General features: G+C 66.6%; 22 protein-coding genes. 10 read left to right on the forward strand and 12 right to left on the reverse strand.

The genetic code is table 11. The features are described 5' to 3' along the window. Positions 1–113: 113 nt before the first annotated feature. The 3 genes from AC07NY_RS13030 to AC07NY_RS13040 are packed head-to-tail and all read right to left on the reverse strand — an operon-like array spanning position 114 to position 3329. Positions 114–1268: an isobutyryl-CoA dehydrogenase gene (locus AC07NY_RS13030; RefSeq protein WP_494584184.1), complete on the reverse strand. Its 1155-nt coding sequence runs from the start codon at positions 1266–1268 to the stop codon at positions 114–116. Beyond that, positions 1265–1810: a hypothetical protein gene (locus AC07NY_RS13035; protein WP_494584185.1), complete on the reverse strand. Its 546-nt coding sequence runs from the start codon at positions 1808–1810 to the stop codon at positions 1265–1267. Before AC07NY_RS13035 ends, AC07NY_RS13030 begins: the two co-directional genes overlap by 4 nt. Positions 1811–1832: 22 nt before the next feature. Further along, complete coding sequence (locus AC07NY_RS13040; protein WP_492284444.1) at positions 1833–3329, reverse strand: CoA-acylating methylmalonate-semialdehyde dehydrogenase; 1497 nt, start codon at positions 3327–3329, stop codon at positions 1833–1835. 123 nt (positions 3330–3452) lie between these two features. On the opposite strand from AC07NY_RS13040, the gene AC07NY_RS13045 reads away from it, so the two are divergent. Next, the gene (locus AC07NY_RS13045; RefSeq protein ID WP_492284443.1) at positions 3453–4382 is read left to right on the forward strand and encodes a LysR family transcriptional regulator; all 930 of its coding nucleotides are present in this window, start codon (positions 3453–3455) and stop codon (positions 4380–4382) included. A 15-nt stretch (positions 4383–4397) separates the two neighbouring features. On the opposite strand, the gene AC07NY_RS13050 is transcribed toward AC07NY_RS13045, so the two are convergent. Then, positions 4398–4928, reverse strand: a complete 531-nt coding sequence (locus AC07NY_RS13050; protein ID WP_494584186.1) for a MarR family winged helix-turn-helix transcriptional regulator — start codon at positions 4926–4928, stop codon at positions 4398–4400. 106 nt (positions 4929–5034) lie between these two features. Here AC07NY_RS13050 and AC07NY_RS13055 point away from each other — a divergent pair, with 106 nt between their 5' ends. Next, positions 5035–5832, forward strand: a complete 798-nt coding sequence (locus AC07NY_RS13055) for an SDR family NAD(P)-dependent oxidoreductase (RefSeq protein ID WP_494584187.1) — start codon at positions 5035–5037, stop codon at positions 5830–5832. Between the two features lie 51 nt (positions 5833–5883). Here the strand turns inward: AC07NY_RS13055 and AC07NY_RS13060 are convergent, their stop codons facing one another. The 3 genes from AC07NY_RS13060 to AC07NY_RS13070 form a co-directional block, all read right to left on the reverse strand. Then, positions 5884–7182 (reverse strand): GGDEF domain-containing response regulator, encoded by a 1299-nt coding sequence (locus AC07NY_RS13060; RefSeq protein ID WP_494584188.1) that lies wholly within the window; start codon positions 7180–7182, stop codon positions 5884–5886. A gap of 67 nt (positions 7183–7249) precedes the next feature. Then, complete coding sequence (locus AC07NY_RS13065; RefSeq protein ID WP_494584189.1) at positions 7250–9001, reverse strand: ABC transporter permease; 1752 nt, start codon at positions 8999–9001, stop codon at positions 7250–7252. A gap of 31 nt (positions 9002–9032) precedes the next feature. Further along, complete coding sequence (locus tag AC07NY_RS13070; RefSeq protein WP_494584190.1) at positions 9033–10013, reverse strand: ABC transporter substrate-binding protein; 981 nt, start codon at positions 10011–10013, stop codon at positions 9033–9035. A gap of 234 nt (positions 10014–10247) precedes the next feature. Between AC07NY_RS13070 and AC07NY_RS13075 the strand changes: the two genes are divergently transcribed. From AC07NY_RS13075 to AC07NY_RS13095, 5 genes are all read left to right on the forward strand, one after another. After that, positions 10248–11630 carry an ABC transporter substrate-binding protein gene (locus AC07NY_RS13075; RefSeq protein ID WP_494584191.1) on the forward strand — a complete coding sequence of 461 codons (1383 nt, stop codon included), beginning with the start codon at positions 10248–10250 and terminating at the stop codon, positions 11628–11630. A gap of 107 nt (positions 11631–11737) precedes the next feature. Then, a complete protein-coding gene (locus AC07NY_RS13080) occupies positions 11738–12613 on the forward strand; it encodes a carbohydrate ABC transporter permease (RefSeq protein ID WP_494584676.1) in 876 nt (291 codons plus the stop codon). Then, positions 12610–13446 carry a carbohydrate ABC transporter permease gene (locus AC07NY_RS13085; protein WP_494584192.1) on the forward strand — a complete coding sequence of 279 codons (837 nt, stop codon included), beginning with the start codon at positions 12610–12612 and terminating at the stop codon, positions 13444–13446. Before AC07NY_RS13080 ends, AC07NY_RS13085 begins: the two co-directional genes overlap by 4 nt. Positions 13447–13666: 220 nt before the next feature. Further along, positions 13667–14635, forward strand: a complete 969-nt coding sequence (tal, locus tag AC07NY_RS13090) for a transaldolase (protein ID WP_494584193.1) — start codon at positions 13667–13669, stop codon at positions 14633–14635. A gap of 144 nt (positions 14636–14779) precedes the next feature. Next, positions 14780–15379, forward strand: a complete 600-nt coding sequence (locus tag AC07NY_RS13095) for an HdeD family acid-resistance protein (protein ID WP_494584194.1) — start codon at positions 14780–14782, stop codon at positions 15377–15379. Positions 15380–15389: 10 nt separating this feature from the next. On the opposite strand, the gene AC07NY_RS13100 is transcribed toward AC07NY_RS13095, so the two are convergent. From AC07NY_RS13100 to amaB, 5 genes are all read right to left on the reverse strand, one after another. Continuing rightward, entirely contained in the window at positions 15390–15887 is a 498-nt protein-coding gene (locus AC07NY_RS13100) for a hypothetical protein (RefSeq protein WP_494584195.1), read from the reverse strand. Positions 15888–15982: 95 nt separating this feature from the next. Then, positions 15983–17659 (reverse strand): thiamine pyrophosphate-binding protein, encoded by a 1677-nt coding sequence (locus tag AC07NY_RS13105; RefSeq protein ID WP_494584196.1) that lies wholly within the window; start codon positions 17657–17659, stop codon positions 15983–15985. Further along, positions 17652–18854, reverse strand: coding sequence for a CaiB/BaiF CoA transferase family protein (locus AC07NY_RS13110; protein ID WP_494584197.1), 1203 nt, complete (start codon positions 18852–18854; stop codon positions 17652–17654). Before AC07NY_RS13110 ends, AC07NY_RS13105 begins: the two co-directional genes overlap by 8 nt. A 115-nt stretch (positions 18855–18969) precedes the next feature. Continuing rightward, positions 18970–20166, reverse strand: a complete 1197-nt coding sequence (locus tag AC07NY_RS13115; RefSeq protein WP_494584198.1) for an acyl-CoA dehydrogenase — start codon at positions 20164–20166, stop codon at positions 18970–18972. Positions 20167–20292: 126 nt separating this feature from the next. Then, entirely contained in the window at positions 20293–21813 is a 1521-nt protein-coding gene (gene amaB / locus AC07NY_RS13120; RefSeq protein WP_494584199.1) for an L-piperidine-6-carboxylate dehydrogenase, read from the reverse strand. Positions 21814–21979: 166 nt separating this feature from the next. Here amaB and AC07NY_RS13125 point away from each other — a divergent pair, with 166 nt between their 5' ends. The 3 genes from AC07NY_RS13125 (at position 21980) to AC07NY_RS13135 (ending at position 24894) form a co-directional block, all read left to right on the forward strand. Next, positions 21980–22894: a LysR family transcriptional regulator gene (locus tag AC07NY_RS13125; protein WP_494584200.1), complete on the forward strand. Its 915-nt coding sequence runs from the start codon at positions 21980–21982 to the stop codon at positions 22892–22894. A 93-nt stretch (positions 22895–22987) separates the two neighbouring features. After that, the gene (locus tag AC07NY_RS13130; protein WP_494584201.1) at positions 22988–24211 is read left to right on the forward strand and encodes an NAD(P)/FAD-dependent oxidoreductase; all 1224 of its coding nucleotides are present in this window, start codon (positions 22988–22990) and stop codon (positions 24209–24211) included. 176 nt (positions 24212–24387) lie between these two features. After that, complete coding sequence (locus AC07NY_RS13135; RefSeq protein ID WP_494584202.1) at positions 24388–24894, forward strand: DinB family protein; 507 nt, start codon at positions 24388–24390, stop codon at positions 24892–24894. Positions 24895–24958: the final 64 nt, after the last annotated feature.

Below are 24958 nucleotides of genomic sequence, written 5' to 3' on the forward strand. Positions count from 1 at the left end.
TTGGTGTCATCCCGGACGCCGCAGGCGATCCGGGATCGTCGTCAGAAAAAGGTGCCTATTCGTCATGCGATCCCGGATCGCCTTTCGGCGTCCGGGATGACCGCCTTTGGCGGTCAATTCCCCTTCGATCGGCCAACCAGCCCGCGCGCGACGATCATGCGCATCACCTCGTTGGTCCCCTCGAGGATCTGGTGGACGCGCAGGTCCCGGACGATCTTCTCGATGCCGTAATCGGCGAGATAGCCGTAGCCGCCATGGATCTGCAGGGCGTGGTTGGCGACCTCGAAGCCTGTATCGGTGGCGATGCGCTTGGCCATGGCGCAGAGCTTGGTCGCGTCCGGCGTCTTGGCGTCGAGGGCAGCAGCCGCGCGCCAGAGCAGGCTGCGGGCCGCTTCCAGCTCGGTCGCCATGTCGGCGAGCTTGAACTGCAGCGCCTGGAAATCCGCGATGGCGGAGCCGAAAGCCTTGCGCTCCCTGGCATAGGCGAGAGAGCGGTCGAGCGCGCCCTGGGCGCCGCCGAGCGAGCAGGCACCGATATTGAGCCGCCCGCCATCGAGCCCGGCCATGGCGATCTTGAAGCCGATGCCTTCCGGGCCGAGACGGTTGGCCACCGGCACGCGGCAGTTCTCGAAGATCACGGCCCGCGTCGGCTGGGCGTTCCAGCCCATTTTTTTCTCGTTGACGCCGAAGGAGAGGCCGGGCGTGTCCTTCTCGACGACGATGGTCGAGATGCCTCCGGGGCCGGCCTCGCCGGTGCGCGCCATCACGACATAGACGTCCGAGACGCCGGCGCCCGAGATGAACTGCTTCTGCCCGTCGAGGACATAGTGGTCGCCGTCCAGCACGGCCTTGGTCTTCAGAGCTGCAGCGTCGGAGCCGGCGCCGGGTTCGGTCAGACAGTAGCTCGCCAGATGCTCCATCGTGCAGAGCTTCGGCAGGAAACGCTGGCGCTGCTCGTCCGAACCGTAGCGGTCGATCATCCAGGCGCACATGTTGTGGATCGAGATATAGGCCGCGACCGTCGGGCAGCCGGTCGAGAGCGCCTCGAAGATCAGCGCCGCGTCGAGCCGCGTCAGGCCGGAGCCGCCGACATCGTCGCGGATATAGATGCCGCCCATGCCGAGCGCCGCGGCGGCGCGCATCTCCGCGATCGGGAAATGCTTCTCCTCATCCCAGCGTGCGGCATGGGGTGCCAGTGTCTCGGCGGCGAAGTCCTGCGCCATGTCGCGGATGGCGGTCTGGTCCTCGGTCAGGGAAAACGGGCTCAAGGCTTGCGCTCCTGCTGGATGGGGGCGGCAGGCCGCGGCGTCGCGGCCTGAGATTGCGGCTGCGGGTAAGCCCCGCCATAGGCCTTGGCGCGGCCACGATGCGGCGACCGGGCCGAGTCGAGGGCAACGAAATCCTCGGCAGTCGCGGCTTCCCCGGGCTTGCCGATGAAGACGCGCGGTCCCTTGTCGGTCACCACTACGTCGCCATAGGCGAGATCGCCGCGGAGGAACGTATCGACCGTCACGGGCGGGCGTGGCGGCGGCAGGCTCGCCTCGAACTCCCGTCGCAACCGGCCTTCCTCGATCATCCGTTCGAGATAGTCCTGGCTTCGGGCCCTCGCCGCATCGACCCGCTGGCGCCAGAGCTGGCGGCAACGGGTCAGTTGCGTTTCGTGCAGGGTGAGGGTGCCGTTGGCGGCCGCGTCGCAGAGCAACTCCTCGGCCGAGGGAGCGGCGTCGGGCGCGGGGCTTTCCGACCGGGCCTGCAGCGGTCCGCAGAGAAGCAGGAGCGACGATGCGATGATCCGCAGCGGTCGCTCCATGGGCTCCTCCGTCGGTGGCGCCTCAGTTCATCGTCGGGATGACGAAGCTCGCACCGTCCTTGATACCGCTCGGCCAGCGCGCCGTCACCGTCTTGGTCTTGGTGTAGAAGCGGATCGAGTCCGGCCCGTGCTGGTTGAGGTCGCCGAAGGAGGAGCGCTTCCAGCCGCCGAAGGTGTAATAGGCCAGCGGAACCGGGATCGGCAGGTTGATGCCGACCATGCCGACCTGAACCTTCGAGGCGAAGTCGCGCGCCGCATCGCCGTCGCGGGTGAAGATGGCGGTGCCGTTGCCGTATTCGTGGTCGTTGGTGAGCTTCAGCGCCTCTTCATAGGTGTCGGCGCGCAGCACCGAGAGCACCGGCCCGAAGATCTCTTCCTTGTAGATGCGCATGTCCTTGGTGACGTTGTCGAACAGGCAGCCGCCAACATAGAAGCCGTTCTCGTAGCCCTGCATCTTGAAATCGCGGCCGTCGACCAGCAGCTTGGCGCCTTCCTGGACGCCGACATCGACATAGGACTTGATCTTCTCCATCGCGGCCTTGGTCACGACCGGGCCGTAATCGGCGTTGACGTCGGTCGAGGGGCCGATCTTCAGGCTCTCGACGCGCGGGATCAGGCGCTTGACCAGTTCGTCGGCGGTGCCCTTGCCGACCGGGACGGCGACCGAGATCGCCATGCAGCGCTCGCCGGCGGAGCCGAAGCCGGCGCCGATCAGGGCGTCGACCGTCTGGTCCATGTCGGCGTCGGGCATGATGATCATGTGGTTCTTGGCGCCGCCGAAGCACTGCACGCGCTTACCGTTGGCGCAGCCGCGGCTGTAGATGTATTCCGCGATCGGGGTCGAGCCGACGAAGCCGACTGCCTTGATCTCGGGATTGTCGAGGATGGCGTCGACCGATTCCTTGTCGCCGTTGACGACGTTGAGGATGCCGGGAGGGCCGCCGGCCTCGATGAAGAGTTCGGCGAAGCGCATCGGCACGCCCGGATCGCGCTCGGACGGCTTCAGGATGAAGGCATTGCCGCAGGCGATCGCGGGGCCGAGCTTCCAGAGCGGGATCATCGCCGGGAAGTTGAACGGCGTGATGCCGGCGCAGACGCCGAGCGGCTGGCGCATCGAGTAGATGTCGATGCCGGGGCCGGCGCCGTCGGTGTACTCGCCCTTCATCAGGCCGGGCACGCCGAGCGAATACTCGATCACCTCGACGCCGCGCTGGATGTCGCCCTTGGCGTCGGGAATGGTCTTGCCGTGCTCGCGGGCGAGCAGCTCGGCGAGCTCGTCATTGTTCTGCGCGATCAGGTCGAGGAACTTCATCAGCACGCGGGCGCGGCGCTGCGGATTGGTCGCGGCCCATTTCGGCTGCGCCTCGGCGGCGTTCTGCACGGCGGCGTCGAGCTCGGCGGCCGAGGCGAGGGCGACCTTGCCGATGATCGTGCCGTCCATCGGCTGGTAGATGTCGGCCGTGCGGCCTGAAGTCCCCGCGACATGCTTGCCGCCGATGAAATGCCCAACCTGACGCATCGCGCCCTCCCTACGAATTGGTGGTGTGTTGATCTTGCTATCTCCCCTACCATTCTCGTTTGCGCACGGCTATAGCGAGTGTGAAACGCTGGTCGTGCGTAAACACAAATATGGGAGAGAGCCTTGGAGCGCTTCGACTGGGACGACCTCCGCTTCTTTCTGGCCGTGGCACGCTCGGGGAGGCTCACGGCCGCTGCGCGCCGGCTCGGCGCCGACCATGCCACCGTCTCGCGCCGCATCACCTCGCTGGAGGAGGCGCTCAAGGCCAAGCTCTTCGAACGCCGCCCTCAAGGCTACACGTTGACCGCCCATGGCGAGCGCCTGCTCGCCAAGGCCGAGAGCATGGAGACCGAGGCGCTGGCGATCCAGAGCGATATCGGCGGCGCCGACATGGCGCTGTCCGGCACGGTCAGGATCGGCGCGCCCGACGGCTTCGGCACCTCCTTCCTGGCGCCGCGCCTGGCGCTGTTCGCCAAGTCCTATCCGGGGCTGGAGATCCAGCTCATCGCCATGCCGCGCCTGCTCTCGCTGTCGAAGCGCGAGGCCGATGTCGCGATCACGCTCGCTCCGCCCAAGGAAGGCAAGGTCGTCGCCCGCAAGCTTTCGGATTATCGCCTCGGCCTCTACGCCTCGCCGGAATACCTGGCCTCGATGCCGCCGGTGACCAAGCCTGAGGATCTCTTCGAGCACCGCATCATCGGCTATATCGACGATCTCATCTTCTCGCCCGAGCTCGACTATCTCGACGAGGTCGCCAAGGGCCTGCGCGCCCATGTCCAGAGCTCGAGCGTCATCGCCCAGATGAATGCCGTGACGGCGGGCGCCGGCATCGGCGTGATCCATCATTTCATGGCGGAAGGGGAGAAGCGGCTCGTGCCCGTCCTGCCCGAGACGGTCTCGATCACGCGCTCATTCTGGCTGCTGGTCCATGCCGACCTGAAGGACGTGGCGCGGGTGCGCGCCATCGTCGATTTCGTCGTCCGCGAGGTCAAGGCCTCACGCGCCCTGCTGATGGGCGAGCACAGGTCGGAGCCGCGCATCGCGGCCGAGTAGCGCGGGGGCGAAGCCTTATGGCTTGAGCGGTAGCCCGCCGTGATAGGCGGCAAGGAAGCGCTCGGACGATATCAGATCGGCCAACGCTCGCAGGTTTCCCGCAACCGTCGGGCCAAGCGTCGTCTCGATCCGGCCATTGGCATCGGCCCAGCGTGAGATGGCCTGCTGCATGAGGCTCCGGCCGGAAGGGGTGAGGGTCGCCCGCTTGCTGCGCCGGTCTTCCATGTCGGGCTGAAGCGCGACGAGACCATCCCGAACTAGCGGGCGCAACGCATGGGTCAGCGCCGAGATCTGGACGAGCTGGTGTGTTGCGATCTCGTTGAGCGTCGGCCCCTTGTCTTGTTCGCTGAGCCCGTTGATGGCGACGAGCAGCCCGAACTGGGTCGCCTTGAGGCCGAGCGGCGAGATGGCATCGTCATAAAGTTGGCCGAGGCGCCGCGTCGCGCGACGCAGGGCGGTATTGGTGCAGGCGAGCGCGAGGGCTGCTTCCGGAAGGACGCCGGGAGTGGCGCAATCATCCGCCTCAGTGGCCGGGATCTGATCCATGATCCTAAAATAGTTGAGCCCCGCACTATTGAAAGAGGGATAGCGTGCCCTATTTGATTGAGCGCTCAACAAAAAAGTTGAGTGCTCAATCAATGAGGTTTGCATCATGAGCACGCTTTCCCAACACAAGCTCGCCGTCATCACCGGTGCTTCCGCCGGCATCGGTGCCGTCTACGCAGATCGGCTTGCGGCCCGTGGCTATGATCTGTTGCTGATCGCGCGCCGGCGCGACCGGCTGCAGGAGGTCGCTGACCGCATCGTCTCGGCCCATGCCCGCAAGGTTGAGCTTCTGGTCGCCGATCTCGCGGACGAGGCCGATCTCGCACGGGTCGAGCAGAATCTCGTCGCGCGGGACGATATCGAGTTGTTCGTCAACAATGCCGGCATCGCCCGTTTTGCGCCGATCGCGAAGGCCTCTGTCGCGGATTCGATCGCGCAGATCGCGCTGAACGTCACGGCGCTGACCCGGCTGACTCATGCGGTCTTGCCGGGCCTCGTCGCCCGCAACCGGGGCACGATCGTCAACATCGCCTCGATCCTCAGCCTCCACACGCTGCCGCATAGCGCAGTCTACAGCGCGACCAAGGCGTTCGTGTTGGCCTTCTCGCGCGGCCTGCAGGCGGAAGTCGAGGGGACGGGCGTGACGGTCCAGAGCGTGCATCCGCCGGCGACGGCGACCGACATCTGGGAACTTGCGGGCGTGCCGCTGGAAAGCTTCGATCCCGAGAAGGTGATGGTCGTGGATGAGCTCGTCGATGCGGCGCTGGCCGGCCTCGACCGAGGCGAGACCGTCACCTGGCCGTCGGTCGCCGACGAAGGGCTCTGGGTCGGCTTCGAGCAGGCTCGCGGCGCCATCATCGCGGCATCGCAGACCCGCAAGCCGGCGCCCCGCTACGTCGCCTGAGAAGAATGGTCGGTCGGCAAGTCGCTTCGTCGCGAGGCGGTTTGCCGCGCCTCAGGCGGCGGTGCGGACCCTGTCGCGCCCATCCTGCTTGGCGACGTAGAGCGCCTCGTCCGCCTGGCCGAGACAGGTCTCGAGCATGGCATCGGGCGTGAGCGCGGCGACGCCGATCGAGACCGTGAGCGGCAGGGTTTCCCCGTTGATGACGAGGGGCGAGCCGGCAATGGCTGCCCGGATGTCGCCGCACAGGCGCTCGGCCTCGGTGAGATCGGCGCCTGGGAAGATGATGGCGAACTCCTCGCCGCCGATGCGGGCGAGCAGATTGAAGCCGCGCTCGGCCATGGTGCCGAGCGTCCGCGCGACAGCCGTCAGCGCCTTGTCGCCGCCGTCATGGCCATGGCGATCGTTGAGCCGCTTGAAATGATCGATGTCGAGAATGGCGACCGAGATCGGCAGGCCCATCTCGCGGGCTTCGCTGACAAGCTGCCGGCCGCGGGCGAAGAAATGCCTGCGATTGAACAGGCCGGTGAGGAAGTCGCGCGCGGCGAGATCTTGCAACTGCCGGAGCTGGTCGAGCACTTCGACATTGGAGGCGATGCGGCATTGCAGCTCCTCCAGCACGAAGGGGCGCGAGACGAAGTCATGCGCGCCGGCCTTGAGGAAGCCCGCCGAAGTCTGCCGGTCGGTGGAGGAGGAGATGCCGAGGACGCGCACGTCCGGATGATGCCGGCGGATGCGCCGCGCCAGCTCGAACCCGTCCATGTCCGGCATGTAGTAGTCGCTGACGACGAGCTGGATATCGGGATTGCTTCCCAGGATCGTCAGCGCTTCCTGCCCGGAGCCGGCCTCGACCACGGCATATTGCTGGATCGACAGCATCCGCGCGAGCACCTTGCGGGTGGTACGGGTATCGTCGACGACGAGGATACGGGTATTGCGGTTGTTCAGCGCCCGCTTGACCGTGCCGACGAGGTTGGGAAGGGCGAATTCATTGTCCTTCAGGACGTAGTCGATGACCTCCCGCTCCATGATCCGGCCGCGCGTCGCGAGGTCGAAGGTCGCGGTGAAGACGACGGAAGGGATGCCGTGCGTCACGGTCCAGTCGAGCGCCTCGCCGCGCGGCGCGTCTGGCAGGTTGAGGTCGACGACCGCGATCGCATAGGCGCCCGGCGCCGCGACGATCAGGTCGCTGACCTCCTTGAGCGAGGCGCAGGTCGTGACCGGCAATCCGGTCTCGGCCTGGAGCATCTGCCGCAGCGCGAGCGAGAATGTCCGCGAGTCCTCGATGACGAGGATCTGGCGATCGTCCGGTACGGGCTCCGGCCTGGCCTGCAATGTCTGATGGGCACCCATGCTCCATCTAGGGCGCTCGCAAGTTTAATTTTCCGTCACATCTGCCCGTCAGGCCTTATGAGACCCGTCAAATCCGCCATGGCAGGATATTGTGCTGCCGGTTGCGGCCGATCAGGTCGAGCACCAGCATCACCACGAGGATGACCGCGCAGGCGCTGATAGCGACCGCTGCCGCCTCGCCGGCGAGACCCGCTTCCTTCAGGCTGAACAGCACGACGCCGAGCGTCTCGGTGCCCGAGGACCAGAGCAGCGCCGAGACGGTGAGTTCGTTGAAGGCGACGAGGAAGACCATCAGCGCCGAGACGGCGGCTGCCGGCGCCAGGATCGGGGCGACGATGAAGCGCAGCATCTGCGTGAGGCCGGCGCCGTCGAGCTTCGCAGCATCCTCGTGATGCGCCTCGATCTGCGCCATCGCCGCGACCGGCGCCTTCAGCGCCAGCGGCAGGAAGCGGGCGAGATAGGCGAAGAGGATGATGAAGGGCGTGCCGTAGATGCTGGCTCCGATCAGTGGCAGCGGCTTCAGGAAGATCAGGATGCAGGCGATGGCGAGCACGATGCCGGGCAGGGCATAGGGCAGTTCGATCATCAGTTCGACGCCGCGCCGGAGCTTGCCGAGCCGCCGCTCCAGCGCATAGGCGAAGACGATCGCGAGGATGGCGAGGATCAGCGCGGCGCTGCCCGCGAAGAGCAGCGAATTGCGGAAGGCGCGCATGGTCACGGCCTGCCGGAACAGAACTTCCGTGAACTTGTCGACGGTCAGCGTCTGCCAGGAGAGTTGAACGCCGAGTGCCGGCGTCAGCGCTTCACTCAACAGGGCGAGCAGCGGCAGGCCGAGTTTCAGCGTGAGCAATAGCCAGAGCCCGGCGGCGACGAAGGGGCGGGCTGGGCCGAGCAGCCAATACGGCTCGAGCGGTCGCTCGATCTCGACCTTGCCGCGCTGATTGCGGGCGGCGAGCGCGGCAGCGACGATGCCGAGTGCCGCGACGATGCCGACGAGCACGGCGAGAGCCGCCGTCTCCCCGAGGCTCGAGGGACCGAAGCTCGACAGCCGGCGGTAGATCAGGGTCGGCAGCGTCAGGTAGTTCACGGGCAGGCCGAGCAGGGCAGGGATGCCGAAATTGCCGACGCCCGCGACGAAGGCGATGAGCCCGGCGGCGATGATCTGGGGCCGCAGCACCGGAATGACGATCCGGGTGGTGATGGTCGCGGGCGCGGCGCCTTCCATCTGCGCGGCTTCGACCAGCGACTGCGGGATGCTGCGCAGCCCTGTCCAGAGCGTGATCGCGACGAGCGGCGCATGATGCAGCGCCATGACGAGGATGATGCCGCCGCGCCCGAGCAGCGGGTTCGGCGTGCCCGGAGGCGGCGCAAGCCCGATCAGCGACAGGATTGGCGAGTTCGGTGCGAGCAGGCTGAGGAAGGCGAGCGCCGCCACCTGCGGCGCGATCATCATCGAGAACACGAAGGCGAAGGCGAGCGGGCGCTTGCCCCTGACATCGGTGACGCCGAGCGCCAGCGCGACGATGCCACCGACGAGAAGTGCGCCGAGCGCCGAGAGCGAGGCCGTCTCCAGCGTGTGCCAGGTCGCGGTGACGGCCGCGCGGCTCGTCATCTCCGCGAAGGCCTCGCCCGGCGCGAACTGCCAGCCGGGCGCGAAGGCAGCCAGCACCAGCCGGAAGAAGGGCAGGCCGCCGAGCAGCAGCGCGACTGCGACGACGAGCGCCGGCAGGCCCCAGCCTTCCGGCAGGCGCAGACGCGAAACCGGCGGGGCCGCGATCGCGGGCTCCCGCCGGCTGTTTCGGGCAAGGGCCAGCGTCATGGCGCCGGCCGCTGCGACAGCAAATCCGGCATCACTCGAAGATCGAACCGAAGCGCTTGCGGGCGGCGGTCTCGTCGGCGAGCGCCTTGGCGGCGTCGAAGGCCATCAGCTTGATCGCGCTGCGGGCGGGATAGCCGGCCGGCAGGGCGACGTCCGGATGCGCCGCGACATAGCCCTGCTTCAGCGCGAGCTCCTGGCCCTCCTTGGAGAGCAGGAAGTCGATGAAGGCCTTGGCGGCTTCCGGGTTCTTGCTGCTCTTCAGGATCGCGACCGGCTCGCTGACGGCGGAGACGCCCTCGCTCGGGAAGACGAACTCGACCGGCGCGCCCTTGGCCTTCTCGCGGATCGGCATGAAGTCGACGATCATGCCGTAGAGCTTCTCGCCGGTGGCGACCTGGCGCAGGATGTCGCCATTGGCGCCGGCGGCCAGCGTGCCGTTCTCCTTGAGCTTCTCGTAGAAGCCCCAACCGTCCTTGAGGTTGTTGGTCAGCGTGATCGTATGGATCAGGGCGGCGCCCGAGTTCAGCGGGCTCGGCATGGCCAGCTGGTTCTTCGCCTCCGGCTTGACGAGGTCCGTCCAGCTCGCGGGCTTCATCGTGGCCTTGGTGTTGTAGACGATGCCGGTGGTGATCAGCTTGGTCGCGAACCACATCTTCTGCGGGTCGTGGATGCCGGCCGGGTAGGCCGCGACATCGGCCTTGTCATGGGCCAGCAGGCGCCCGTCCTTCTTCAGGCCTTCCATGGTCACCGCGTCGGCGATGAGCAGCACGTCGGCCTGCGGGGCACCGGCCTCGAACTCGGCCTTCAGCTTCGCCATGACGCGCGGCGTGCCGTCGCGCACGAAGGAGACATCGACCTTGGGATACTTCGCCTTGAAGGCGTCGATGGTCTGCTGGGCGTCGGTATTGGGCTGGCTGGTATAGAGCACCAGCTTGCCCTCAGTGGCGAGGACCTGCGGCGCGGCCGCCAGGCCCGCCGCGAGAATGAAGGCGCTCAGGGCCTTGCGCTGCATGTCGGAACTCCATCTCTTGATCGCTATTGCGAGATGGCGCTGCCGGTAGACCTGCCACATGACAGTTCCATGAAATGGCCGAATGTTTCTCCAGTGGAACGGTTGTGCAGCCTGGAATTAGAAATACTATTTTCGGCGAGCGCGCCGGCTTGTTTCGTGCAGGGCTTTTCGATTAGGGTCGCGGCAAGACGACCATAAGGTCGCTTTAAAACGGTTTAAACGGGAGGATATCGGATGAAGCTTGTACGGCATTTTGCCATGGGAACGGCTGTCGCGACGGTGGTCGCGAGCTGGTCCGGCGCCGCCATGGCGCAGGAGACGCTGACGGCCTGGTTCACCAAGGGCTTCTACAAGGGCGAGGACGACGCGCTGCTCGCCGTCGTCGACAAGTTCCAGAAGGCGACGGGCGTCAAGGTCGAGCTCTCGCTCTACGCGACCGAGGACTGCGTCACCAAGTCGGTCGGTGCCGTCGATGCCGGCACGCCGCCGGATGTCGGCTTCTGCACCACCTATGATTTCCGCACCACCGGCAAATGGGCCTATGACGGCAAGCTCGAGGACGTCTCGGACGTGATCGAGCCGCTGAAGGGCGAGTTCCAGCCGATGGCGCTCTCGACCACCTTCCTGATGAACGGCAAGGCCGGCAAGAAGTCATACTATGCCTTCCCGGTCGAGCAGCAGATGATGCACATCACCTACTGGAAGGACATGCTGGAGGAGGCGGGCTTCAAGGAAGCCGACATCCCGAAGACCTGGGACGGCTATTGGGACTTCTGGTGCGACAAGGTCCAGGGCGCGATGCGCGCCAAGGGCAAGCGCGTCTACGGCATCGGCCACCCGATGGGCATCGCGGCGTCCGACACCTTCTATTCGTTCCTGACCTTCGCCAACGCCTATAACGCCAAGGTCGTCGACGAGAACGGCAAGATCGTGCTCGACCAGCCCGAGAACAAGAAGGCGATGGTCGAGGCGGTGAAATCCTACGCCAACGTCTTCCAGCGCGGCTGCACCCCGCCGTCTTCGGTGAACTGGCTGGACCCTGACAACAACGTCGCCTTCCACAACCGCACCACCGTCGCCACGCACAATGCCACGATCTCGATCGCCGGCAAGCACATGGACGACATGAACAACCAGGCGCTGACCGCCGAGCAGCGCGCCACGGCGAAGAAGAACTACGAGGACAACATCCGCACCGCCGAGTTCCCGCTCAAGGCGGACGGCAGCAAGATGACGAACCTCGCCGCCGTCAAGACCGCGGTGATCTTTGCCGAAGCCAAGAACAAGAAGCGCGCCAAGGAGTTCATGGCCTTCTTCATGAAGGACGAAAACCTGCGTCCCTTCGTCGAGGGCTCGGCCGGCCGTTGGGTGCCGACGACGCTGAAGGCGATCGACGCGCCGTTCTGGTCCGACGGCAAGGACCCGCATCGCGCGGTGGTCTACAAGCAGTACAAGGACGGCACGGTGCCGTTCCAGTTCGTCTACAACTACAACTTCACGACCGTGAACGCCGAGAACGTCTGGGCCAAGGCCGTGAACCGCGTCGTCCAGGACAAGATCCCGGCCGAGCAGGCCGTGGACGAGATGATCGCCCGCATCAAGCAGATCGCCGGCTGACACGCGCCTTCATTGCGCTTGCGTCAACGACCCGCCGCGGCAAGGATTGCCGCGGCGTATCTTTCACGGGATGACAATCCGACGGAGAGTCCATGAGCACAGCCGCCATGACCGCGCCGCTAGCGGCGCCGCGCGATGACGCATCGGGGTTTACGCGCGACCGCGCGATGTGGGGGGCGATCATGCTGGCGCCCTATGTACTCGTCTTCGCCGTCATGGTGGTCTATCCGGTGGCTTACGGCCTCTGGCTCGGCCTCAACTGGAATTCCTACCGGGCGCTCTTCGCCGATCCGATCTTCATCCGCACCGTCGTCAACACGATCATCTTCCTGTTCGTGGCGGTGAACCTGAAATTCCTGATCGCGCTCATGCTGTCGGGCTTCTTCGTGCAGCAGCGGCCCTGGATCCGCATCGTCCTGGTGCTGTTCATCCTGCCCTGGGCGGTGCCCTCGATTCCGACCATCCTGTCCTTCCGGGTGATGCTGAACCCCGAGAACGGCATGCTGAACCAGCAGCTCTTCCAGTGGTTCGGCATCATGGAGGGGCCGGGCTGGCTCACCGATCCCAAGCTCGCCTTCATGTCCTCGATCTTCGTCCACATCTGGAAGTCGCTGCCGTTCTGGACGCTGATCCTGATCACCGGCCGGCTCGCCATTGCGCAGGACCTCTATGAGGCCGCAAGCGTCGACGGCGCCAATCGCTGGCAGCAGTTCCGCTTCATCACCTGGCCGTCACTGGCGACGCTCTACGTCACCTCGACCATGCTCTCGATGATCTGGACGCTGGGCGACTTCAACAGCGTCTACCTGCTCACCGGCGGCGGGCCGGGCGATCTCAACCACGTGCTGGCGACGCTCGGCATCCGCTACATGCGCAACAACAATCTCGATCTCGGCATCGCCTCGATCATCGTCGCCATGCCGCTGATCCTGCCGATGGTCTTCGTGATGGTGAAGCGCCTGTCGAAGGGGCCGGACGCATGAAGAAGTTCCTCGACGAAGGCAAGCTCCTGCTGGTCGCGATCCCCGTCCTCGTCTGGACGCTGCTGCCGATCTACCACCTCTTCGTGCTGTCGATCTCCAACCAGGAATCGATGCTGGCCGGCAAGCTCTGGCCGGACAACCCGACGCTGCAGAACTTCCAGATCGTCTTCGCCCAGCAGCACTATTACCTGCATAATTTCTGGCGGCAGATGTTCAACAGCTTCTTCATCGCGGTGGCGACGGGGCTGATCACGCTCTTCGTCGCGACCTTCGCGGCCTTCGCCATCGCGCGCCTCAAGGTCAGGGGCGGGCGCACGATGATGAACCTCGCGCTCGCGACCTACCTGATCCCGGCCGCGTTCCTCGCCATCCCCATGTACAAGGCGATGGGCTCCTACGGGCTGCTCAACACGCAGGCCTCGCTGATCCTCGCGATGGTCGCGCTCGCCTCACCCTATGCGATCTGGGTGCTGAAGCAGGCCTCCGACAAATTGCCGAAGGAGCTCGACGAGGCCGCGGTGATGGACGGCGCCACCTCGATCCAGCTCTTCCGGCTGGTCTACCTGCCGCTGATGAAGCCCTCGATGGTGGTGATCGGCATCTACGCGCTGCTGCTCGCCTGGAACGAGTATCTCTACGCCTTCCTGCTGCTCTCCTCGGAGAAGGCAGTGCCGCTCGCGGTGGGCCTCGGTCTCTTTCTCTCGGCCGACGATGCGCCCTGGAACCTGCTGATGGCGGCGGGCTTGCTCTATGCCATCCCGCCGGCGGTGATCTATTACCTGTTCCGCAAGAACATGGTCGGTGGCCTGACCTCGGGCGCGGTGAAGAGCTGAAGCTGGTGTCTTGCCGTCATTCTCGGGCGAAGCGCAGCTTCGACCCGAGAATCTCAGGCGGGGAAAAGCGCCCTTCCTTCCAGAGATGCCCGGGTCAGGCCCGGGCATGACGCGCGGGTGATTCCGCCGCATGGCCGGATTGCTTCATTGCCCTCGCCATCGCCGCGAACAGCCGTCACAGTGAATGCGTTACGACAAGAAGAATTGCCGAGGAAGACCGATGACCGCCTCCAAGCTCGACCAGCTCCGCCAGATGACCACCGTCGTCGCCGACACCGGCGACATCGAGGCCGTGCGTCGCCTGAAGCCCGTCGACTGCACCACCAACCCGACCCTGATCCTCAAGGCAGTGGAGACGCCGGCCTATGCCCATATCGTCGACGAGGCGATCGGCTGGGGCAAGAAGCAGGGCAGCGGCGATAAGGCGGTCCACGCGGTCTGCGACCGCCTCGCCGTGAGCTTCGGCGCGGAGCTGACCAAGATCGTCCCCGGCCGCGTCTCGACCGAGGTCGACGCCGATCTCTCCTTCGACACGGAAGCGACCATCGCGAAGGCGCGCGCCGTCATCGCCGCCTACAAGGAGCGCGGCGTCGAGAAGGATCGCATCCTCATCAAGATCGCCTCGACCTGGGAGGGCCTGCAGGCTGCCAAGGTGCTGCAGGCCGAGGGCATCGACTGCAACCTGACCCTGCTCTTCGCCTTGCCGCAGGCGGTAGCGGCCGCCGAGGCCAATGCCTTCCTGATCTCGCCCTTCGTCGGCCGCATCCTCGACTGGCACGTCAAGGCCGGCGGCGGCCCCTACACGGCCGAGACCGATCCCGGCGTCGTCTCGGTCAAGAGCATCTACGCCTATTACAAGACCTTCGGCATCAAGACGGTCGTGATGGGCGCCTCCTTCCGCAACACCGGCGAGATCGAGGCGCTGGCCGGCTGCGACCGCCTGACCATCGGGCCGGGCCTGCTCGACGAGCTCGCCGCCGCGACCGGCGACCTGCCGCGCCGGCTCTCGCCCGCCTCCTCGCCGCAGGTGGCCTCGGGCTTCAGCAAGAAGCTGGGCTATGACGAGAAGGCCTTCCGCTTCGCCATGAACGAGGACGCGATGGGAACCGAGAAGCTGGCTGAAGGCATCCGCGGCTTCGTCAAGGACCTGCGCGGCCTGCGCAAGCTCGTCACCGAGAAGCTCGGCTGAGCCGATTTTCGGCCGCGCGGGCGCGTGATCCGATCTGCCGCCTTGCGGCAGATCATTGACGGAGCGCGCGCGTGCGCCTCTGATGGATGCCTATCCTGACGAGGCCGCCTTGGCTGTTGCGGCCCTGCCCAACCGGAGTCGGCCATGACCACGCCTGCGGAATCCTCCCCTCGCACTGGCTCCTCGCTCGCCACGCATCTCGTGCCGCTGCGGCGCAATTCCGGCTGGTTGATGGCGGCGGGCATCGCGCTGATCATCCTCGGCGTGGCCGGCCTTGGGGCTGTCGCGCTGCTCAGCCTCGCCAGCGCGATCTGGTTCGGGGCGATGATCCTCGTCGGCGGCGTCGTCGTGCTGATCGACGCCTTCCGGCATCAGGGCTGGAAGAGCCGCCTGCTGCACATCCTCATCGGCGCGCTTTACATCGCGGTGGGCCTGATGACCTTCGCCAATCCGCTGCTTGCCACGGCCTCGCTGACGCTGCTGGCCGGCGCGGCCCTGGTCGCGACCGGCGTCCTGCGCCTCGTCGTCGCCTTCCAGAACCGGGAACTGCCGGCCTGGCGATGGCTCGCACTATCGGGCGCGCTCTCGCTGCTGCTCGGTGGCATGATCCTGGCGCAATGGCCGGGCTCCAGCCTCTGGGTGCTCGGCACCTTCTTCGCGATCGAGCTGATCTTCCAGGGCTGGGCCGCGATCGCGCTGGCGCGCGCGATCCGCTCCACATTCGACGGCGTGAAGCCGCGCTGAGCCCGTCTGTCTACTCGGCGGCCTCAGCTGTCACGGCTGGTTTGGCCGGTGTGCTGAGGTCATTGAAGCGGGCGCGCCCGCCGGCTGCTGCCGACTGCAATTGCTGCTTCCAGCCCTTGGCATCGTTGCCGCCGAGCGCGACGAAATCGGCCGGGCGCGAGGCGTCGGCATCACGGCCCTGATAGACGAGCACGCCGCCCGCGGTCACGACGATGTCGCCGCGGCGCAGCGTCGGGTCCTTGAGATACCAGTGCTTGTCGGCCTGGGGATCGAGCTGGACGACGGGCGGCTTGGGTTTCGCGGAAACCTCTGGCGCCCGGGCGCGCGGCGCCCGCACGCGCGGCTCGTCGTCATAATATTCGTAGATGGGGGAGGCCCGCAGGCGAGGCCCGCCGCCGAACAGCGCGCGGGCGAGGTCGTCGAACAGGCCCGCGGCTTCCGCCGCGGGCGCGGCGGCCACGAGGAGCGCCGCCGCGAGTCCAAACCGCGCCATCCCGTTGCGTGCCATCGCCTTGCCCTCCGCTACCACCAGCTCAACGCTCAATGGTCGCGAAAGGTTCGGTTCAGGTTCACGGACGAGGTTAAGATTCTCGTCCGGGACGTTTACTTTTTGCTTTGGGCCGCGAAAGCCTCGGCCCGGATCGTCGAGAGCGACTTCGCCGGGGTGATCGCCTCGGGGTCGAGCAGGCAGTGGATGATGGCGGGCTTGCCGCTGTTCACCGCGCGTTCGAAAGCCGCGGCGAACTCCGAGGTCTTCTCGACGCGCTCGCCATGGCCGCCGAAGGCCTTGGCGTAAGCGGCGAAATCCGGGTTCTTCAGCGTCGTCGCCGAGACGCGGCCGGGGTACTCGCGCTCCTGATGCATGCGGATCGTGCCGTACATGCCGTTATCGACGACGATGACGATGACGGGCAGATCGTATTGCACGGCCGTCGCGAAATCCTGGCCGTTCATCAGGAAGCAGCCGTCGCCGGCGAAGGCGATGACGGTGCGCTCCGGGAAAATCCGCTTGGCACCGATCGCGGCCGGCACGCCATAGCCCATCGAGCCGCAGGTCGGGGCGAGCTGCGTCGCGAACTTGTTGAAGCGGTGGAAGCGGTGCACCCAGGTCGCGTAATTGCCTGCGCCGTTGCACATGATCGCGTCCTCGGGGAGCTGGCTGCGCAGCCAGCGCACCATCTCGCCGGGGTGGAACTCGCCGGGCACGGGCGCCGGCTGCTCGCTCCAGGCGATATAGGCTTCATGCGCGGCAGCGCCCGCGCCCTTCCAGGCCGGCGCCTTCGGCGGCTCGATCGTCTTGAGCGCGGCGCAGAAGCCGGCCGGCGAGGCATTGATCGCGAGCGTCGGGCGATAGACCCGGCCGAGCTCTTCCGGGTCGGCATGGACATGGACCAGCGGCCGGCCCGGATTGGGAATGTCGAACAGGGTGTAGGACTGGCTCGGCATCTCCGAGAGGCGCCCGCCAACCAGCAGGACGAGGTCGCTCTCCTTGATGCGGGCGAGCAGCTTCGGATTCGGGCCGATGCCGAGATCGCCGGCGAAGTTCGGATGATCGGCCGGGAACAGCATCTGCCGGCGGAACGAGACCGCGACGGGCAGGTCGAAACGCTCGGCAAAGGCCTGGAAGTCGGCGATCGCCTCCGGGCTCCAGCGCGAGCCGCCGAGGATCGCGATCGGCGACTTGGCCGAAGCGAAACGCTTGGCGAGGTCGTCCATCTGCGCCGGGGCAGGGTGCTGCTCGGTGACGTTGTAGGGCTCGGCGTCGGCGACATCCGCGAGGTCGGTCAGCACGTCCTCGGGCAGCGCGATCACGACCGGGCCGGGGCGGCCGGAGGTCGCGACATGGAAGGCGCGGCTGATGATCTCCGGGATGCGCGCGGCATCGTCGATCTCGGTCGCCCATTTCGTCATGGTGCCGAAGACGGCGCGGTAGTCGAGCTCCTGGAAGGCCTCGCGCTCGCGCATGCTGCCGTCGATCTGGCCCACGAAGAGGATCAGCGGCGTCGAATCCTGGTCGGCGATGTGGACGCCCGGCGAGGCATTGGTGGCACCGGGGCCGCGCGTCACGAAGCAGATGCCGGGCTTGCCGGTGAGCTTGCCGGCGGCTTCCGCCATCATGCAGGCGCCGCCTTCGGCCCGGCAGATGGTGACCTTCATCGAGGCGTCGTGCAGCGCGTCGAGCACGGCGAGATAGCTCTCGCCCGGCACGCAGAAGGCGTCGGTGGCGCCGTGGATCAGAAGCTGGTCGACGAGGATCTGCCCGCCAGTGCGATTAGCCATGCTGCGGCCCTCCCCAGGCCGGGTCGTTCAAGATGTCGTCGGCATGTTCGCCGAGTCGTGGGCTCGGACGTCCTGCCACTTGCCGCACGCCGTTCATCACGATCGGCGAGGCGACGGTCGGAATGTGGCCCGCTTTCGCAGCCTCGCTCGGCAGGTCGACCCTGACGCCGCGCGCGACGATCTGCGGATCGGCGAAGACCTCGCCGATATCGTTGATCGGTCCGGCCGGCACGCCGACCTTCTCCAGTGCCGCCAGCAGATCGAGCTTGGCGTAGCGCTGGCAAAGCAGGTGCAGTTTGGCCGTCAGCGCAACGCGGTTCTTCACGCGCGACTTGTTGTCGACGTAATCCGGGTGGTCGGCCAGCGCCGGCTCGCCCAGCACCTCGCAGAGCTTGCGCCACTGCCCGTCATTGCCGGTCGCGATGATGATATGGCCGTCCGCGACCGGGAACACGTCATAGGGCACGATATTCGGGTGGGCGTTGCCGAGCCGCGGCGGCGGGTTGCCGCCGACGAGGTAGTTCATCGCCTGGTTGCCGAGCACCGCGACCTGCGAGTCGAGCAAAGCGAGATCGAGCGTCGCGCCTTCGCCCGTCGTATCGCGCTGACGCAGGGCCGAGAGGATGCCGACCGAGGCATAGAGCCCGGTATAGATGTCCGCGACCGCATAGCCCGCCTTCATCGGCGCGCCCGCGGGCTCGCCGGTGATCGACATCGCTCCGCCCATGCCCTGGACGAGGAAATCGTAGCCGGCGCGCGGCGCATAGGGGCCGTCCTGCCCGAAGCCGGTGACCGAACAATAGACGAGGCGCGGAAACTCCTTGCGCAGCGAAGCCGCGTCGAGCCCGTATTTCGAGAGGCCGCCGACCTTGAAGTTCTCGATGACGACATCGGCATGGGCGGCGAGACGCCTGACCAGAGCCTGTCCCTCGGCGGTGCGGAAATCGGCCGTGATCGAGCGCTTGCCGCGATTGGCGGCATGGAAATAGGCGGCAGAGAGATGCTCGTCGCCAGTGCCCTCGACGAAGGGCGGGCCCCATTTGCGGGTGTCGTCGCCCTCGGGCGCCTCGACCTTGACGACATCGGCGCCGAGATCGGCCAGGAGCTGGCCGATCCAGGGACCTGCGAGGATGCGCGCCAGTTCGAGGACGCGCAGGCCGGCGAGGGGGGAAGCGGAGGGCGTAGGGAGGGACATGAAGATAGCCTGAACGCCGTCATCCCGGGCTTGTCCCGGGATCCATCGAAGGGCGTTCCGCTCTACGATGGATCCCGGCGCTCCGCTTCGCTGCGGCCGGGATGACGGGTGGGTTTCAGAAGAACGCCTGCAGGCCGGTGATCGCGCGGCCGAGGATCAGCGCGTGGACGTCATGCGTGCCCTCATAGGTGTTCACCGTCTCGAGGTTCGCGGCGTGGCGCATCACATGATACTCGATCTGGATGCCGTTGCCGCCATGCATGTCGCGGGCCTGGCGGGCGATGTCGAGCGCCTTGCCGCAATTGTTGCGCTTGACCAGCGAGATCATCTCCGGGGCCATCTTACCGTCGTCGAGCAGACGCCCGACACGCAAGCTGCCCTGCAGGCCGAGCGTGATCTCGGTCAGCATGTCCGCCAGCTTCTTCTGGTAGAGCTGCGTCTGGGCCAGCGGCTTGTTGAACTGCTTGCGGTCGAGCCCGTACTGGCGGGCGCGGTGGAAGCAATCCTCGGCGGCGCCCATCACGCCCCAGGAGATGCCGTAGCGCGCACGGTTGAGGCAGCCGAACGGGCCTGACAGGCCCGAGACGTTCGGCAGCAGGTTCTCTTCCGGCACGATCACGCCGTCCATGACGACCTCGCCGGTGATCGAGGCGCGAAGCGAGAGCTTGCCGCCGATCTTCGGCGCGGACAGGCCCTTCATGCCCTTTTCGAGCACGAAGCCGCGGATCTGGTTGTCATGCGCGGCCGATTTCGCCCAGACGACGAAGACGTCGGCGATCGGCGAGTTCGAGATCCACATCTTCGAGCCGGTGAGCTTGTAGCCGTCGGCGACCTTCTCGGCGCGGGTCTTCATGCCACCGGGATCGGAGCCGGCATCCGGCTCGGTCAGGCCGAAGCAGCCGACCCATTCGCCCGAACCCAGCTTCGGCAGGTACTTCTTGCGCTGCTCCTCGCTGCCATAGGCGTAGATCGGGAACATCACGAGCGAGGACTGCACCGACATCATCGAGCGGTAGCCCGAGTCGATGCGCTCGACCTCGCGGGCGACGAGCCCGTAGGAGACGTAATTGGCGCCGGCGCAGCCGTACTCCTCGGGAACGGTGACGCCGAGCAGGCCGAGCTCGCCCATTTCATTGAAGATCGAGCGATCGGTCTTCTCGTCGAGATAGGCGTCATGGATGCGCGGAGCGAGCTTCTCCTGCGCATAGGCGCGGGCCGTGTCGCGGATCAGCCGCTCGTCCTCGTTCAGCTGCTCGTCGAGCAGGTAGGCATCGTCCCAGGTGAACTTCGCGAGCTTGTGGCTGCCGGCCATTTTCTGTCTCTCCCGTATCGTTTGCGTCATGGTCGGGCTTGACCCGACCATCTCGGAAACCAGCTACTGGTCATGAGATTCTCGGGTCTGCGCTTCGCTACGCCCGAGAATGACGGGTCTTAGTGATCACGCATCCACGTCGAAGCTGACGCCCTGCGCCAGCGGCAGCGTGGTGCCGTAGTTCAGCGTGTTGGTGGCGCGGCGCATATAGGCCTTCCAGGCGTCCGAGCCGGCCTCGCGGCCGCCGCCCGTCTCCTTCTCGCCGCCGAACGCGCCGCCGATCTCGGCGCCCGAGGGGCCGATATTGACGTTGGCGATGCCGCAATCGGAGCCCTCGTCGGAGACGAAGAGCTCGGCCTCGCGCATGTTGAGCGTGAAGATCGAGGAGGACAGGCCGGCGCCGACCGCGTTCTGGATCGCGATCGCCTCGTCGATGGACTTGTACTTCATCACGTAGAGGATCGGGGCGAAGGTCTCGCGCTCGACCGGGCCGCACTGCTTGGGCATCTCGACCAGGGCCGGGCGGACATAGAAGCCGCCCGCGCCGACATCGACCTTCTCGCCGCCATGGACCTTGCCGCCCTCGGCCTTGGCCTCGGAGAGCGCCTTCTGCATGCCCTGATAGGCGGCCTCGTCGACCAGCGGGCCGACCAGCACGCCGGCTTCACGGGGATCGCCGATCTTCACCGAGCCGTAGACCTTGGCGAGCTTCGGCACGAGCGCATCATAGACGCTTTCATGCACGATCAGGCGGCGCAACGTGGTGCAGCGCTGGCCGGCGGTGCCCATCGCCGCGAAGGCGATGCCGCGCAGCGCGATGTCAAGGTCGGCCGAAGGGGCGACGATCGCGGCGTTGTTGCCGCCGAGCTCGAGGATGGCGCGGGCGAAGCGCGCGGCGAGCTTCTGGCCAACTTCCTTGCCCATGCGGGTCGAGCCGGTGGCCGAGACGACCGGGACGCGGTGGTCGGAGACCAGGATGTCGCCGAGCTCGCGGCCGCCGACGAGGACCTCGGAGAGGCCGATCGGAGCTTCCGAACCAAAGCGCTTCATCGTCTTCTCGACGATGGCCTGCACGGCGAGCGCGGTCAGCGGGGTTTTCTCGGAGGGCTTCCAGACGACGCTGTCACCGCAGACGAAGGCGAGCGCCGCGTTCCAGCACCAGACCGCGACCGGGAAATTGAAGGCCGAGATCACGCCCACGACGCCGATCGGGTGCCAGGTCTCCATCATGCGATGGTTCGGGCGCTCGGTGGCGATGGTCAGGCCGTAGAGCTGGCGCGACAGGCCGACGGCGAAGTCGCAGATGTCGATCATCTCCTGGACCTCGCCGAGGCCCTCGGAGGTGACCTTGCCGGCTTCGAGCGTCACCAGCAGGCCGAGATCGGCCTTGGCGGCGCGCAATTCCTCGCCGAGCAGACGGACGAACTCGCCGCGACGCGGCGCCGGCACCTTGCGCCAGGCGAGATAGGCGGACTGGGCCCGGCCGATCGCAGCCTCGGCCTCGGCCGGCGACGTCTCGCGCAGCGTCACGACGGTCTCGCCGGTGATCGGCGAGCCCGCCGTCAGGCCGGCATCGGCATAGGCCGAGTCGGCGACGCCGAGGCGCTTGAGCAGGGCGAGCGTGTCTTTCGGCAGGGATGTGGCCATCTTTGTCTTCCAGCGGTCGCGAGCGGGAGCCCAAGAGCACATGCCCCAAGGCGCATGACATAAAGGCGCGGGAACCTTAAGGCCGCCGCGCTTGAGGCCGGCAGAATGCCCTCTTTCCCGTTGCTTGGGCAACCGATATGTTCTCACCACTTGGTGAGTATTCCTCATGGATGACGCGCTCGTTCCCGGCCGCCTCTCGGTGCCCTCGCTGTCCGCGCTCGCCGCCTTCGAGGCTGCGGCCCGGCATGGCAGTTTCACGCGTGCGGCGGAGGAATTGAACCTGACGCAGGGAGCGGTCAGCCGGCAGGTCGCGCATCTCGAGAAGGTGCTCGGCGTCAGCCTGTTCGAGCGCGTCAAGAAGCGCGTCAGCCTGACGGCCGCCGGCGCAGCCTACGCCAACGACATCCGCGACGGCCTGTCCCGGCTCGCGGCTGCGACGGTTTCCGCCATCGCCTTTCGCGGTGCGGCCGGCGTGCTCAATCTGGCCACGCTGCCGACCTTCGGCACGCGCTGGCTGATCCCGCGCCTGCCGCGCTTCACCGAGGCTCATCCCGGCATCACCATCAATTTCACCACGCGGCTGGTGCCCTTCGACTTCGCCCGCGAGCAGGTCGATGCCGCCGTGCATTTCGGTGCGGAGAACTGGCCGGGTGCGCGGCTCCATCGCCTGATGGGCGAGGAGGTCGTTCCGGTCGCAGCGCCCTCACTGCTGGCGCGCGTCGGGATCGCGGAGGCGGCCGACATGCTGCGGGCGCCGCTGCTGCAGCAATCGACCCGGCCGCGCGCCTGGGCGAACTGGCTGGAGCAGCAGGGGTTGGCGCCGGAGCGGGCCTTGATGGGGCCGCGTTTCGAGCAGTTCGCCATGATCGCGCAGGCGGCGGTCGCGGGGCTCGGGCTCGCCATCGTGCCGCGCTTCCTGGTCGAGGAGGAGTTGCGCTCGGGCGCGCTGGTCATCCCGATCGACCGGCCCGTGACCGGCAAGGACGGCTATTATCTGGTCTATCCCGAGGAGAAGGCCAATCTGCCGACCGTGATCGCCTTCCGCGACTGGCTGCTCGGGGAATGCGCGCCAGCGAGTTAAGGCGCCTCTCGACAAGCGCCTCGCGCTCGTTCATTCATGCGCGAAATTCACCAACCCGGCTTCTCCATCGAAGCCGGCTGCGCGAGGCCTGCCATGCCGCCCGTCTCCGAAAGCGCCGATGTCGTGATCTGCGGGGGGGCCGCGATCGGCTCCTCCGTCGCCTATCATCTCGCCGCCGATCCAGGCTTCACCGGCAAGGTCGTGGTGATCGAGAAGGACCCGACCTATCGCTTGTCGGCCTCCGCGCTCTCGGCCGCCTCGATCCGCCAGCAGTTTTCGAGTGCGGTGAACATCCGCATCTCGCTTTTCGGCATCGATTTCCTGCGCAATATCGGGACGCATCTCTCAGTCGACGGCGAGGTTCCGGCGATCGACCTGCATGAGGGCGGCTATCTCTATCTCGCGAGCGAGCCCGGCGCGCCGATCCTCGAAGCCAACCAGAAGCTGCAAGCAGCTGAGGGCGCCGATATCGCCCTCTACGATCCCGCGACGCTGAAGCAGCGCTTCCCCTGGCTCAACACCGAGGATCTCGCTTGTGGCACCTTCGGCGTGAGCGGCGAGGGCTGGTTCGACGGCTGGGCGCTGCTTCAGGCCTTTCGCAAGAAGGCGCGTAGCCTCGGCGTCGAGTACCGCCAGGGCGAGGTCGCCCGTTACGTTACAGAGGGCGGCCGCGTCACCGCGGTTGAGCTCGCCGATGGCAGCCGCATCGCTTGCGGCGCGGTGGTCAATGCCAGCGGGACGCATGGCGCGAAGCTCGCCGCGACGGCGGGCGTTTCCATCCCCGTGAAGTCGATGAAGCGCTATGTCTTCTCCTTCACCTGCAAGGGCGATGTCGATGGCTGCCCGCTCCTGATCGACACGACCGGCGCCTGGTGCCGGCAAGAGGGCAAGCGCTCGGCGGAAGGCCAGCTCTTCATTGGCAGCTGCTCACCCTTGACGTCCGAGCAGGATGTCGAATGGATCGAGACCGATCCTGCCGCGGAGGATGTCGACTGGGGCTTCTTCGAGGAGGTGGTCTGGCCTTCGCTCGCCACCCGCATCCCGGCTTTCGAGCAGATCAGGCCCGGCCGCGCCTGGGCCGGCCCCTACGACATGTGCGGGCTCGACCATAACGCGATCATCGGCCCGGCGGTCGGCCTGCCCAATCTCTATCTCGCCAACGGCTTCTCCGGCCACGGCCTGCAGCAGGCCCCGGCTGTTGGCCGCGGCCTCGCCGAGCATATCGCGCATGGCCGCTATCGCTCGCTCGACCTTGCCGATCTCGGCCACGAGCGCATCGTTGCGAACCGGCCGCTCAAGGAGGCCAACGTCATCTGAGGGCCTTTTGGGAACGATGAGCCCTCATCCTGAGGAGCCGCGTCAGCGGCGTCTCGAAGGATGGTCCAGATGGTTCGGGAGCCTTCTGAAACATCCTTCGAGACGCGGACTTGCGTCCGCTCCTCAGGATGAGGGCTGGTGAAAGTCTCAAAACGGGCTCTGAGGAGGAGCAGACCATGGTCGATCCCGCTTTCGTCCAGACCATGGCCCGCTACAACGCCTGGCAGAACCGCAGCCTGATGGCGGCGGCGGACGGATTGACCGACGAGGCCCGCAAGCTCGATCGCGGCGCCTTCTTCAAGTCGATCCACGGCACTTTCAACCACATCCTCTGGGCCGACGAGACCTGGCTGAGCCGCCTCATCGGCACCGAGAAGCCCTCGGTGGGGGGCCGCGATTCGGCGGTCTATTTCGAGGGTTGGGCGCAGTTCTCTGCACGCCGGCGGCAACGCGACCAGTTCCTGCTCGACTGGGCCGAGAGCATCACGGCCGATTGGCTGCGCGGTACGCTGATCTGGTATTCTGGTGCCGCCGGCCGCGAGATGGGCAAGCCGCGCGCCTTCGTGCTCACGCATTTCTTCAACCACCAGACCCACCATCGCGGCCAGATTCACGCCATGCTCACGGCGGCGGGGGCGAAGCCGGATGATACCGATCTGCTCCTTGTCGACGAGCTGCGGTGAGGGCACTCGCAATTCAAGGCGGTCATCCCGGGCGACCATAGGGAGGCCCGGGATCCATGCCTGA

This window comes from Allobosea sp. GW821-FHT09G06 (genome assembly GCF_059416005.1).